Origin of the sequence: Pseudomonas sp. Q12-87, from assembly GCF_001269755.1 — a bacterium.
Lineage (GTDB): Bacteria > Pseudomonadota > Gammaproteobacteria > Pseudomonadales > Pseudomonadaceae > Aquipseudomonas > Aquipseudomonas fluorescens_S.
The window spans coordinates 127,661-140,792 of the sequence record NZ_LHVI01000036.1; the positions used below are offsets into that span (position 1 = coordinate 127,661).

The 13,132-nt window shown below is 62.0% G+C and carries 12 protein-coding genes; 8 read left to right on the forward strand and 4 right to left on the reverse strand.

Going from position 1 to position 13,132, the window contains the following annotated elements; translation table 11 throughout:
• Nucleotides 1–33 precede the first annotated feature (33 nt).
• Entirely contained in the window at nt 34–2,946 is a 2,913-nt protein-coding gene (locus AD663_RS26510) for an aminotransferase (protein WP_003186792.1), read from the reverse strand.
• 232 nt (nt 2,947–3,178) lie between these two features.
• Here AD663_RS26510 and rfbB point away from each other — a divergent pair, with 232 nt between their 5' ends.
• The 7 genes from rfbB (at nt 3,179) to AD663_RS26545 (ending at nt 10,311) form a co-directional block, all read left to right on the forward strand.
• A complete protein-coding gene (gene rfbB / locus AD663_RS26515; RefSeq protein ID WP_003186794.1) occupies nt 3,179–4,261 on the forward strand; it encodes a dTDP-glucose 4,6-dehydratase in 1,083 nt (360 codons plus the stop codon).
• Nucleotides 4,258–5,133 (forward strand): glucose-1-phosphate thymidylyltransferase RfbA, encoded by an 876-nt coding sequence (rfbA, locus tag AD663_RS26520; RefSeq protein WP_003186795.1) that lies wholly within the window; start codon nt 4,258–4,260, stop codon nt 5,131–5,133. Before rfbB ends, rfbA begins: the two co-directional genes overlap by 4 nt.
• Nucleotides 5,130–5,675 carry a dTDP-4-dehydrorhamnose 3,5-epimerase gene (gene rfbC, locus AD663_RS26525; RefSeq protein WP_003186796.1) on the forward strand — a complete coding sequence of 182 codons (546 nt, stop codon included), beginning with the start codon at nt 5,130–5,132 and terminating at the stop codon, nt 5,673–5,675. Before rfbA ends, rfbC begins: the two co-directional genes overlap by 4 nt.
• The gene (gene rfbD / locus AD663_RS26530) at nt 5,672–6,553 is read left to right on the forward strand and encodes a dTDP-4-dehydrorhamnose reductase (protein ID WP_053214807.1); all 882 of its coding nucleotides are present in this window, start codon (nt 5,672–5,674) and stop codon (nt 6,551–6,553) included. The genes rfbC and rfbD overlap by 4 nt, the downstream gene beginning before the upstream one ends.
• A 71-nt stretch (nt 6,554–6,624) precedes the next feature.
• Nucleotides 6,625–8,433 (forward strand): ATP-binding protein, encoded by a 1,809-nt coding sequence (locus AD663_RS26535; protein ID WP_003186799.1) that lies wholly within the window; start codon nt 6,625–6,627, stop codon nt 8,431–8,433.
• Nucleotides 8,430–9,818, forward strand: coding sequence for a sigma-54 dependent transcriptional regulator (locus AD663_RS26540; RefSeq protein ID WP_003186800.1), 1,389 nt, complete (start codon nt 8,430–8,432; stop codon nt 9,816–9,818). The genes AD663_RS26535 and AD663_RS26540 overlap by 4 nt, the downstream gene beginning before the upstream one ends.
• A 37-nt stretch (nt 9,819–9,855) precedes the next feature.
• The gene (locus AD663_RS26545) at nt 9,856–10,311 is read left to right on the forward strand and encodes a YiiD C-terminal domain-containing protein (protein ID WP_003186801.1); all 456 of its coding nucleotides are present in this window, start codon (nt 9,856–9,858) and stop codon (nt 10,309–10,311) included.
• 175 nt (nt 10,312–10,486) lie between these two features.
• Here AD663_RS26545 and cysQ read toward each other — a convergent pair whose 3' ends face one another.
• Together cysQ and nudE are read right to left on the reverse strand one after the other, a co-directional pair.
• Nucleotides 10,487–11,314, reverse strand: a complete 828-nt coding sequence (cysQ, locus tag AD663_RS26550; RefSeq protein ID WP_003186803.1) for a 3'(2'),5'-bisphosphate nucleotidase CysQ — start codon at nt 11,312–11,314, stop codon at nt 10,487–10,489.
• On the reverse strand, nt 11,311–11,877 hold the full coding sequence (gene nudE / locus AD663_RS26555; protein WP_003186805.1) for an ADP compounds hydrolase NudE: 567 nt from the start codon (nt 11,875–11,877) through the stop codon (nt 11,311–11,313). The genes cysQ and nudE overlap by 4 nt, the downstream gene beginning before the upstream one ends.
• An 88-nt stretch (nt 11,878–11,965) precedes the next feature.
• Here nudE and yrfG point away from each other — a divergent pair, with 88 nt between their 5' ends.
• Entirely contained in the window at nt 11,966–12,628 is a 663-nt protein-coding gene (gene yrfG, locus AD663_RS26560; protein ID WP_003186806.1) for a GMP/IMP nucleotidase, read from the forward strand.
• A gap of 48 nt (nt 12,629–12,676) precedes the next feature.
• Here yrfG and lysM read toward each other — a convergent pair whose 3' ends face one another.
• The gene (gene lysM, locus AD663_RS26565) at nt 12,677–13,117 is read right to left on the reverse strand and encodes a peptidoglycan-binding protein LysM (RefSeq protein WP_003186807.1); all 441 of its coding nucleotides are present in this window, start codon (nt 13,115–13,117) and stop codon (nt 12,677–12,679) included.
• Nucleotides 13,118–13,132: the final 15 nt, after the last annotated feature.

The window sequence follows — 13,132 nt, forward strand, 5'->3', positions numbered from 1 at the left end:
CGCTCGCTCCCACCTGGATGGGGTAGGGATCTGCTACAGCCCCTCCTCCAGCACCTTCGCCAGCATATCGACGAAGAAGTCGACGCTCTGGCGCGAAGTGACCATGGGCGGCTTGATCTTGAGGATGTTCAGGTAATCGCCCGTGGGTTGCATGAAGATGCCCAGCTCGCGCAAGCGGTTGCACAGCGCCGTGGTTTCTTCGGTGGCCGGCTCCAAGGTGTCGCGGTTGCGGATCAACTCCACACCCAGGTAAAACCCGGAACCATGCACCGCGCCGACCAATGGGTAGCGATCGATCAAGGCTTCAAGCCGAGCCTTGAAATGCCCGCCGACCACTTTGGCGTTTTCCCAGAGTTTTTCTTCCTCCATGACGTCCAGCACCGCCATGCCGATCTGACAACTGACCGGGCTGCCGCCAGCGGACGAGAAGAAGTAGCCCTCGGCTTCCAGCGCCTCGGCGATTTCCCGCCGGGTGATGACGGCCCCCAACGGCTGGCCGTTGCCCATGCCCTTGGCCATGGTGATGATGTCCGGCACCACGCCTTGCTCTTCGAACCCCCAGAAAAACTCGCCCATGCGCCCGTAGCCGACCTGGACCTCATCGGCGATGCACACCCCGCCACGCTCGCGCACCAGGGCGTAGACCTGCTTCAGGTAACCGGGCGGCAGCGCGATCCCGCCTGCGTTGCCGTACACCGGCTCGCAAATGAAACCAGCGAGCTGGCGTTTGCTTTCGGCGATTTTCGCCAAGTTATGTTCGACGCTGCGCACATAATCCGGCGCGCTGTCGGGGCCACGGAATTCGCCACGATAGGTATTGGGAGCAGTCACCGGATGCACCCAGTCCGGACGACTGCTCAGGGCCTTGGGGTTGTCGGCGATGGACGTCGACACCGCATCGGCCGCCACCGACCAACCGTGATAGGCCTCCAGCACACTGAGCATGTCCCGTCCGCCGCTGTAGGCCCAGGCCAGGCGGATTGCCAGGTCGTTGGCCTCGGTGCCGCTGTTGACCAGGAATACCCGGTCCATGTTGGATGGCGACAACGCCAGCAGGCGTTCGGAAAAATCGGCGATGGCCGCATAGTGGAACCGCGAGTTGGTATTGAGCAGCGACCACTGCCGCGCGGCGACCGCCGCCATGCGCGGATGGCCGTGCCCCAGCACCGCAACATTGTTGAGCATGTCGAGGTAGGACCGGCCCTGCATGTCGATCAGGTGATTGCGCCAGCCGCGCTCGATGCGTGGCGGGTCGATGTAATAATGCTTCTGGGACCGGGCAAAACTGGCATCGCGGCGGGCCAGCAGCGCATCCGGATCGATCTCCGGTTCAGCATCGCAAGCCAACCCCAACAACACCGCCGGAGACGGGCACAACGCCTGCCAGGCAGCGGCCCTGGATGGCGTGCAGAACAGCGGCGGGTTCAATTGAGCTCCCCGGCACAACTGCACTTGCAATGGCCCCGCCACTTCGCCCAGCACCTGACCCTTGACCAGCGCCGCCCCGGAATGCAGCGGCGACGTCACGCCCCACAACCGTACGCTGAGCTGGGCGCTGTCCAGTTGCAGCATGCCGTCGGCCGACTTGTGCACGACCCCGGCGAACGGTGATTCGAGGGGCGTGCCAAGCGGTACGTTCAGTTCCACGTGCAACGGATAGGTATCAGGCTCAACGGCGCTGTCCGGCCGAGTGCGAGACAAGCGGTACTGCCCGTAGCGGCTGGCGGCCAATCCGTGAATCGCAGCGGCTTCGCTCAACAAGCGCCGGTCGACGTCCGGTTGCTCCCAGTTGCCGGCCTCGAAATGCGGGCTCAACACGCCCAGGTCAATCAGCGCAAATTCGCGGCCGACCAGGGTTGGCAGCAGCGGTGCGAAGCCTTCGCTGGCAATGGCGGGCAGGCTGTGGCCTGCGGCGCTGAGAATCGCCGCTTCCATCAGCTCGAACGGCACCGAATGGGCGACACGAAAGATTTCCCATTCATGGGCCAAATTATCGCGGCTGTACTGGTTGTCCGGGTCGATGGAAACCTGCTGTTCGCCGCTGAGCACCAATACGGCGGCGCGCGCCACGATCAGCGGCCAAAGCGCCAGTAGTTCCTGGCGCTGCAACGGATTGACCGCGTGATAGGCCTTGATTGCCGGCAAGATAAAGAACGGATCACCGTCGGCATGATGCAGCAGGGCGGCGCAGGTCACCGACAGGTCAGTGATGCGCCAAGTGCGAACCAGGTCGCCGAAATCAATGACGCCCTGCATCTGCCACTGGCGCTGGGCATCGCGCTGCCAGACCACATTGTCATCGGTAACGTCCATGTGGATCGCCTGCACCGGCAGGCTGGCCTTGAGCGGCAGCAAGCGCCGCTCGGCCTGTTCGGCGGTCTCGGCGATCAGCGTGCGCCGTGGCTCGTCCTGGATCACCGGTAGCAGATGGCCGATCAACGCATTGGCATGACGGGCGTCCCATTGCAGCGTGCGCTCCAAACCAGGGTGATCGAACGTGGCCAGGGCCAGGTCGATTTCCGCGCACAGGCGCCCCAAGCCGGTCACGAGGGCAGGTTCCAGATACTTGAGCTGCGTGAGGGACTGGCCGTCGATGTATTCCAGCAGCCGGACATGAACCGCTTGCCCATCGACGTCCAGTGTCAGCAGGTCCGAACCGTTATTGGCGACGATCACCTTCGGCACTTTCACCGCGCTGTGCCCGGCCAGCCGCTTGAGGGCCGCATGCTGGGCCTGGAGCTCCTGGACGTCGTAGTCGCCATGGCAGATCTTCAGCACGAATCGCCCGCGCTCGCTGTCGACGCGGTAATTGAGGTCTTGTTGGCTGCCAAGGGGTCGCAGGTCGCCGCTGAGTCCGTAATTTGCGCGCAGCAGCCCCACCGCCTGTTCGGCGTTGAGCTGTGGGCTTGGCAAACTGGCACGGTGGACCAACGTAGCGAGTGGCATACAACGACCCCTGAGGTGGTTTTGTCGGACGCCTATATCGCCACTGAGTCGGGGGATAAGCAACCCCCTTCTCAGCTGTAGCGTGGCTTGGCATATCGGGCAGGCTGCCGGAGCCCTGATACGACAAGGGTCTTGCCAATCCCATACCGGACAAATCCCTTGCACAGCCTTGATCATGCCGACAAGCTATGCTCCTACTGTTTGGTCGTCTCATGGAAAAAGGCTTAACCGGATGCGCATTCTCATCACCGGCGGTGCCGGCTTCATCGGCTCGGCACTTATACGGCACTTGATCCTTGAGACAGGACATCAAGTCCTGAACCTCGACAAGCTGACGTACGCCGGCAATCTCGAATCGCTGAGCAGCATCGATCACGACAGCCGCTACGAATTCGTCCAGGCCGATATCATCGACCAACCGACAGTCAGCGCGATCCTGACGCGATTCGAGCCCGACGCCATCATGCACCTGGCGGCTGAATCCCATGTGGACCGCTCCATTGACGGTCCGGCGGACTTCATTCAGACCAACATCGTGGGCACCTATAGCCTGCTCGAAGCCACCCGCGCCTATTGGCAGACGCTGGCCGAGCCGCGCAAGGGCGAGTTTCGCTTCCATCATATTTCCACCGATGAGGTGTATGGCGACCTGCACGGCCTGGATGATCTGTTCACCGAAACCACCTCCTATGCGCCAAGCTCACCGTATTCGGCGAGCAAGGCGGCGTCCGACCACTTGGTCCGCGCCTGGCAGCGTACCTACGGCTTGCCCGTGCTGCTGACAAATTGCTCGAACAACTATGGACCGTTTCACTTCCCCGAGAAGCTGATCCCGCTGGTGATCCTCAATGCCCTGGCTGGAAAACCGCTGCCGGTGTACGGAAATGGCGAGCAAGTACGCGACTGGTTGTACGTTGAAGATCATGCCCGGGCGCTGCTCAAGGTCGTCACCGAAGGCACGGTCGGCGAAACCTACAATATCGGCGGCCACAACGAGCAAAAGAACATCGACGTGGTGCGCAGCATCTGCGCCCTGCTCGAAGAACTGGCGCCACACAAACCCGACAGCGTCGAGCACTACGCCGACCTGATCACCTTCGTGAAAGACCGGCCCGGCCACGATCAGCGCTATGCCATCGACGCGGGCAAGATCGAACGGGAGCTGGGCTGGACACCCCGTGAAACCTTCGAAACCGGTCTGCGCAAGACCGTGCAGTGGTACCTCGAAAACCTGCTGTGGTGCCGGCGTGTCCAGGATGGCAGCTATCAGGGCGAGCGCCTGGGCTCGCTTGACCACAAGGATGCGATTGCATGATGAAAGGCATTGTTCTGGCCGGTGGTTCCGGCACGCGCCTGCACCCGATTACCCTCGGGGTTTCCAAACAGCTGCTTCCGATCTATGACAAGCCGATGATCTATTACCCGATCTCGGTGCTGATGCTCGCCGGTATCAAGGATATCTTGCTGATCTCTACGCCCCAGGACTTGCCGCAATATCGCAACCTGCTGGGCGACGGTAGCCAGTTCGGCGTGCAGTTCAGCTATGCCGAGCAGCCGTCACCCGATGGCCTGGCCCAGGCATTCCTGATCGGCGAGCAATTTATCGGCACCGACCCGGTGTGCCTGATCCTGGGTGACAACATTTTCCACGGACAACACTTCGGCGAACAATTGCAGGCTGCCGTCAACCGTCCCAGTGGCGCGACGGTGTTCGGTTATTGGGTCAAGGATCCCGAGCGCTTTGGCGTGATCGATTTCGACCCTGAGGGGCGAGCCATTTCCATCGAAGAAAAACCCTCCATGCCGAAATCCAGCTATGCGGTGACCGGCCTGTATTTCTACGATAACGACGTGATCCAGATCGCCAAGACCATCAAACCCTCCAAACGGGGCGAACTGGAAATCACCGACGTTAACAATGCCTATCTGAACCGCGGGGAGCTGCACGTCGAGCGTTTCGGCCGCGGCTTCGCCTGGCTCGACACAGGGACTCACGACAGCCTGCTGGAGGCCTCGCAATACGTGCAGACCATCGAGCATCGGCAAGGCTTGAAAGTCGCGTGCCTGGAAGAAATCGCCTACCAGCAGGGCTGGGTCAGCCGCGAGCATGTCCTGGAACGCGCCCAGTACTTCGGCAAGACCGGTTACGGCCAGTACCTGTTCAAGATCGCTGGTGAGACCCGATGAAAGTCATCGCCACGTCACTGCCGGAGGTGCTGATCATCGAACCGAAGGTGTTCGGTGACGAGCGCGGTTTCTTCTATGAAAGCTTCAATGCCAAGGCGTTTGCCGAGGCCACCGGCTGCACGCTGCAGTTCGTCCAGGACAACCATTCGCGATCGGCCAGGCATGTCCTGCGCGGCCTGCATTATCAGATCGAACAGGCCCAAGGCAAACTCGTGCGGGTGACGGCGGGAGAAGTACTGGATGTGGCGGTGGACATTCGGCGCAGCTCGCCCACTTTCGGCCAATGGACAAGCGCGCGCCTGTCGGCACAAAACCACCGGCAACTGTGGATTCCGCCTGGGTTCGCCCATGGCTTCGCGGTGCTGAGCGATTCGGCGGATTTTCTCTACAAGACCACAGACTATTACGCGCCATCCGCCGAGCGTTGTATTCGTTGGGACGACCCGGAGCTGGCCATCGACTGGGAACTGGATGGCACGCCGATCCTGTCGCTCAAGGATCAGGCCGGCAAGCCCCTTGGTGAGGCAGACCTGTTCCCATGAATGCTTCCTTGCGCATTCTGATCATCGGCGAGAACGGCCAGGTATCCCGGGCGCTCCAATCGCGCCTGGCCGGCATGGGCGAGCTGATCGTACGCGGCAGCGGCCAGCTCGATCTGGCACGCCCGGATTCCCTGCGCTCGCCCATCGTGGCCCTGAAGCCCGACCTGATTGTCAACGCCGCAGCCCACACGGCAGTTGACCTCGCGGAGACCGAACCGGAGCGAGCGTTCACCATCAACGCCACGGCGCCAGGCATTCTGGCCCAGGCGGCGTCAGAGCTGGGCATCCCGTTGATTCATTACTCCACCGATTACGTCTTCGATGGTCTCAAACCCGCCCCTTATACCGAGGACGACACGCCCAACCCAGTGAGCGTCTACGGCCGCAGCAAACTGGCCGGCGAAGACGCCATTCGACACATCGTCGGCCAGCACCTGATCCTGCGCACCAGCTGGGTGTATTCCGTCGAAGGCCGCAATTTCTTGCTGACCATGCAACGCCTGCTACAAGAAAAACCGCAACTACGAGTGGTGGCCGATCAGATCGGCGCGCCAACCTGGGCAGGCACCATCGCCGACAGCACCGCCCAGTTGATCGAACGCTGGCAGACCGGCCAACATGGGGCGTGGGGCACGTATCACTTGGCGGCCCGGGGCGAGACGTCCTGGTTCGGTTTCGCCCAGGCCATTGCCGAAAGCCTGGTCGAACAACACAAGCCTTGCGCCGTGCTCGAGCCCATCCCGTCCAGCGCTTACCCAACGCCAGCCCAACGTCCTTTGAACTCGCGCCTCGATTGCACACGCCTGTATCGCGAATGGGGCGTGAGCCAACCAGACTGGCGCAGCGCGTTGCAGCAGTGTCTTGCCGGACAAGTCTAGTACGGCCTTACAAATAGTATTTGCGAGGCAACTAGGCATAATACGCCTGTCCCCACAGGCGCTCGATGCTCATGAATTCCACCCTTCCCCGCAGACCCCGTTGGCGCAGCCTGGCCTTGCTTGCCCTGTGCCTGGCGCCGTTGCTGTGGCCGCTGGAGCATTTGGCCGAGCGCTACTACCGCAGCGAACTGGCCGGGCAGAATCGCCAGACCCTAGACCTTTACGTCGCCAACCTGTTGGGCACCCTGCACCGCTATGAAGTGCTACCACAGATTCTCGCCGACCTGCCGGCCTTGCGCGCAGCGTTGTCGGCCCCGGACGACGGCGTTACTCAAGGCAACGCCAACCGGCTGCTGAAAAACATCAGCACCCAGACGGGGGCCGAAGTCATGTACCTGATGGACGCCACCGGCAAGACCCTGGCCGCGTCGAACTGGGACAAGCACGACAGTTTCGTCGGTCGCAACTTCGCCTTCCGGCCGTATTACATCGAAGCCATGGCCGGACGCCTTGGGCGCTTCTTCGGTTTGGGCACCACCTCGGCCAAGCGCGGTTATTTCTTTGCCGCCGCCGTGCGCGACCGCGAAAAAGTCATCGGTGTGCTGGTGGTCAAGGTCGACCTGGACCACACCGAAAGCCTGTGGGGCAAAACCCCGGAGCAACTGCTGGTGACCGACCATAATGGCGTGGTCATCCTTACGTCGCGACAGGAATGGCGATTCCGTGCGACCCGGCCCCTGAGCGACGACGAGAACAAGTCCATCAGCGCCGTGCAGCCCTATCCAACCCGCGACCCCAAGCCCTTGAACCTGGACGCCAATGCCTGGCTGACACAGACCCAGTCCATCGACGAAACCGGCTGGAGCGTAAGCATCCTGGCCCCGCGTACGTTGATCGATCGCCCGGTGCGCACGGTGGTCGCCATTGGCGGCGCGGCGCTGCTGGTCTTGATGTTATTGCTCGGCTTGATGATGCAGCGTCGGCGTCATTACCTGGATCGGATCGCCTTCGAAGCCAAGGCCCGTCATGAACTGGAAGGCCGCGTAGCCGAGCGGACCAGCGATCTGGAAGGCCTGAACCGGCGCCTGAAGCAGGAAGTACTGGAACGTGAACAGGCCCAGCAGGAATTGGTCCGCGCCCAGGATGACCTGGTACAGGCCGGCAAACTGTCGGCCCTGGGCACCATGTCGGCGAGTATCAGCCATGAACTCAACCAACCGCTGGCGGCGATTCGTAGCTACGCGGAAAACGCCGAGATCCTGCTCGACCACCAGCGCACCGACGACGCCCGTGGCAATCTCAAGCTGATCAGTGAATTGACCGGGCGGATGGCCTCGATCATCGCTCACCTGCGGGCCTTCGCCCGCCGCGACCGGCATGCGCCGGAGAGCGTTGCCCTGCAACCGGCACTGGACGATGCCCTGGCGCTGCTGGCCAAACGTCGGCGCAGCATGGAAGTCGAGCTGATCCGAGACCTCCCGGCCGCCACGCTGTGGGTCGAGGCCGGCGAAACCCGCTTGCGCCAGGTATTGGGCAACTTGCTGGCCAACGCCCTCGACGCCCTGACTGAAAAAGGCCCGCCGCGCAAACTCTGGCTCAGTGCCCAGGCCACCGAAACCGGCGTCAATCTGTGCATCCGCGATAACGGCCCGGGCTTCTGCATGGAAGCCCTTGGCCGCGCCGGCGAGCCTTTCTATACCACCAAGACCCGCACCCAGGGCCTTGGTCTGGGACTGGCGATCTGCGACACCTTGATGCGTGCCTTCGGCGGTGAACTGTCGTTCGCCAACCACAAGGAAGGCGGCGCCCTGATTACCTTGAAGCTGCGCGCGGGTGCGCCCGGAGTGAGCCTGCAACCGTCCGAGGACCGTAGTGTATGACCATCGATAACCAGATTGAGGTGGTGCTGATCGACGACGATGCCCACCTTCGTCAGGCCTTGAGCCAGACCCTCGACCTGGCCGGCTTGAAAATCCTGCCCCTGGCCGAAGCCCGGGGCGTGGCCGGACAACTGCCCCGGGACTGGCCGGGCGTGGTGGTCAGCGACATTCGCATGCCGGGCATGGACGGCCTCGAGTTATTGAACGAACTCCACGCCCAGGATCCGGAGCTGCCGGTGCTGCTGATCACCGGCCATGGCGACGTGCCGCTGGCGGTGCAGGCGATGCGTGCCGGGGCCTATGACTTTCTGGAAAAGCCTTTCGCCAGCGATCACTTGCTCGACAGCGTGCGCCGCGCCCTGTCCTTGCGCCGACTGGTGCTGGACAATCGCAGCCTGCGCCTGGCCCTCAGCGATCGCCATCAACTCAGCGCCCGCCTGGTCGGCCAATCCACGCCGATGCTGCGCCTGCGCGAACAGATCGGTGCCTTGGCGGCCACCCGTGCCGATGTGCTGATCCTGGGTGAAACCGGTGCGGGCAAAGAAGTGGTCGCTCGTGCACTGCACGACCTGTCGAGCCGGCGTAACGGGCCGTTCGTGGCCATCAACGCCGGAGCCCTGGCCGAGTCGGTGGTGGAAAGCGAGCTGTTCGGCCACGAACCCGGCGCGTTCACCGGCGCGCAAAAACGTCGCATCGGCAAGTTCGAGTTTGCCAACGGCGGCACCCTGTTTCTCGATGAAATCGAAAGCATGAGCCTGGATGTCCAGGTCAAGCTGCTGCGCCTGCTGCAAGAACGCATGGTGGAACGTCTGGGGGGCAATCAGCAGATCCCCTTGGACATCCGCGTCATCGCCGCCACCAAGGAAGACCTGCGCCAGGCTGCCGATCAAGGGCGCTTTCGCGCCGACCTGTATTACCGTCTGAACGTCGCGCCGCTGCGCATACCGCCGTTGCGGGAGCGGGGTGAGGACGCGCTGATGTTGTTCCAGCACTTCGCCAACGAAGCCAGCGCTCGCCACGGCCTGCCGCCCCATGAACTGCAACCGGCCCAACGGGCATTGCTGCTGCGCCACAACTGGCCGGGCAACGTGCGAGAACTGCAGAACGCCGCTGAACGCTTTGCCCTGGGCCTGGAATTGGCCCTGGACAACAGCGCACCAGACGGCGGTCCCGGCGCACCAGTAGAATTGGTCAGTGGCGGCTTGAGCGAACAGGTGGAAAACTTCGAGAAAACACTGATCGCCGCCGAACTGGCCCGCCCCCACAGCTCGGTCCGCAGCCTGGCCGAAGCGCTGGGCATTCCGCGCAAAACCCTGCACGACAAACTGCGCAAGCATGGGTTGAACTTCGATAGCAGCCACGGTGCGGCTGACGAATCCGATTGAACGCCCGTCAATCCACTTTCAAGCAAGAGGCCCGGCAATGAATCGCGACAGCCGTTACCTGGAATCGATCCTGCACCACGACATCCCGCTGACACGGGACATGGGCCTCAAGGTGCTTGATTGGCAAGCCCGGCAACTGCGCTTGTTCTTGCCGCTTGAGGCCAACGTCAACCACAAGAGCACCATGTTCGGCGGTAGCTTGTACTGCGGCGCGGTGCTCGGCGGCTGGGGCTGGCTGCACCTGGCCCTGCGCGAAGAAGGCATCGAAGACGGGCATATCGTGATCCAGGAAGGACAGATCAGTTATCCGCTGCCGGTCACCCACGACGCGGCTGTCGTCTGCGACGCGCCTGAGGAGAAGGTCTGGAAACGCTTCCTGGCCACCTACCGACGCTACGGCCGGGCGCGGCTGGCCTTGCAGACGCGGGTGATGAATGTCGCAAGCGAGGAAGTGGCGGTGCAGTTCGAGGGGCAGTACGTGTTGCACCGCTAAAAACACCGCAACTCCCCATAGTGAAGGGATTCATAGGGGGTACACCGCTGAAAAACACCATAAATCCCGTGGCGAGGGAGCTTGCTCCCGCTCGGTTGCGCAGCAACCGCCAAAAGCCGGGGCTGCTTCAGCCCAGCGGGAGCAAGCTCCCTCGCCACGGAACAGCAGCTACGGTTCAGGCGCGAGCCAGCTCGAGCAACTTGCCCCGCCACGCCGCTTTCGCCGGCAACGCCAGGAACGACGCGTTCAACAGCGATTCACGTGGCGGATAACAGAACGGCTCGCCGCTCAAGTCCAACACCTCGCCACCCGCTCCTTCCAGTACGCCCTGGGCGGCAGCGGTGTCCCACTGGGACGTCGGCGCCAGCCGTGGATAGCAATCCGCAGCGCCCTCGGCCAGCAGGCAGAACTTCAGCGAACTGCCAATATTGGTCAGTTGCAGTTCACCCAGGCTCGCGCTCAAGCCACTCAACAACCGCTCCTGTTCAGGACTGGTGTGACGGCGGCTGGCAACCACGGTGAACGCTTCACCCGGCGCCAACACGTTGCGAACTGCGATGTGCACAGGCGCGCCACCCTGGTCGCCACGCCAGGCACCCAGTCCCGCGCCACCGACGTAATAACGCCCATTGGTGGGCATCGATACCACGCCAAACACCACGCGGCCCTGTTCTACCAATGCGATGTTGACGGTGAACTCTTCGCTGCCGGAAATGAACTCCTTGGTTCCATCCAGCGGGTCCACCAGCCACCAGCGATGCCAGCCTGCACGCACGCTTTGGGCAATGTTGGCGTCCTCTTCAGAAAGGATCGGAATATCCGGGGCCAACGCTGTCAGCCCGGCCACGATCACATCATGGGCGGCCATGTCGGCAGCCGTCACCGGTGACTCGTCAGCCTTGTGGTTGACCTGCACGTTGGCCCGCCAGAACGGCAGGATCGCGTCTCCTGCCTGGAGCGCAAGCTCGATCACAGGCGCTATCAGCGGATGGGGGAAATTCATGACAGGAAGGCTCCGCGTTGGGACAGCAGGTCACGGGCCAGATAAAGCGCCGCCAGGGCGCGGCCTTCAGTGAATTGCGGGTTTTGCGCCAGGGCTGACAGTTCATGGAGATTGACCTTGTCGACGCGCATCGGCTCGGGCTCATCGCCCTCCAGTCGTTCTTCATAGAGGTCGGTCGCCAGCACCACTTGGATTTTCTGGCTCATGTAGCCAGGCGACAGGGACAACTCCGTCAGGTGTTCCAACTGACGCGCGCCGAAACCGGCCTCTTCCTTGAGCTCCCGCTCGGCCGCTGCCAACACGTCTTCACCCGGCTCGATCAGGCCCTTGGGCAGGGACAGTTCGTAGGCGTCGGTACCGCCGCAATACTCCTCCACCAATACCGCATGGTCAGCGTCGAGCATCGCCACAATCATCACAGCGCCATAGCCCGTGCCTTTGCTCGCCAGACGTTCGTAAGTGCGTTCCACACCGTTGGAAAAACGCAGTTTCAGTTCTTCCACGCAAAACAGGCGACTGGTGGCGACGATCCGACGATCGAGTATGGTGGGTTTCTGGCGCATAGACGGCTCCCTGGGCGATAGCGAGCTACTATACCCGGCCTATTCTGATTGTTTGTGTCGGATATCCGATTACCGCTGGAGAAGTTTTATGGCCATGCTGCCCTGGCATGAGATCGACACGGTGCTGCTGGACATGGACGGCACCTTGCTGGATTTGCATTACGACAACCATTTCTGGATGCAACACCTGCCCCAGCGCTATGCCGAACTGCATGGCGTGAGCCGGGCGATGGCCGAGATGGAGTTGCAACCGCTGTTCGAACGCAACGCCGGTCAACTGCAATGGTATTGCCTGGATTTCTGGAGCACCGAGCTGAAATTGCCGGTGCGCGAACTGAAACTGGAAACCGCGCACCTGATTGCCTTGCGCCCGGACGCCGATACGTTTCTGGCGGCGATCCAGCAAGCCGGCAAACGCGTGGTAATGATCACCAACGCTCATCGAGACTCGTTGTCCCTGAAGCTGGAGCGCATCGAGCTGGCCCCCTATTTCGAGCGCCTGATCAGTTCCCACGATTACGGTTTCCCCAAGGAAAACCCGCAATTCTGGGACGCCCTGCAAGCCGACCTGAACTTCGACCCGGCCCGTAGCCTGTTCATCGACGACACCTTGCCAGTATTGCGCAGCGCCCGGGACTTCGGCGTGGCACACCTGCTCGCCGTCAGCGAGCCGGACAGCCGCCAAGGGCCGAAGGATACGGCGGAGTTCGACGCGTTGATCGACTACCGGACGCTGATTGAAGGGCTCTGAGAAGACTTATGTAGGGAGGGCGCCTGCTCCATCCCCACAGAGGCCTGGTTACTCAGGGATACGCAACACCTGCCCTGGATAAATCTTGTCCGGGTGCGTCAGCATCGGTTTGTTGGCTTCGAAAATCTTGTTGTACTTGTTTGCATCGTGGTACTCAGCCTTGGCGATGGCGCTGAGTGTGTCGCCTTTTTTAACCGTCACGAAACGCGCCGCTTTTGCCACCGGACCGGTCACCGTGATCTGGTCGTCGACACTGCCGACACCGGCGATGTTACCCACCGCCAACAGAATTTTTTCCTTCTCTTCCTGGCTTTCCACTTCACCGGTAACCGTGACCTTGTCACCTTCGATGGTCGCCTGAACGTTCGGATTGCCCAGCCCGACCTTTTCAATGTGCTCTTTGAGCTGTTCGCTGGCATTGGCATTGCCGGGGGTCAGCAGATCGATCAGTTTTTCACCCGCTTCCTTCACAAAGCTAAAAATACTCATGGCGTACGCTCCTTG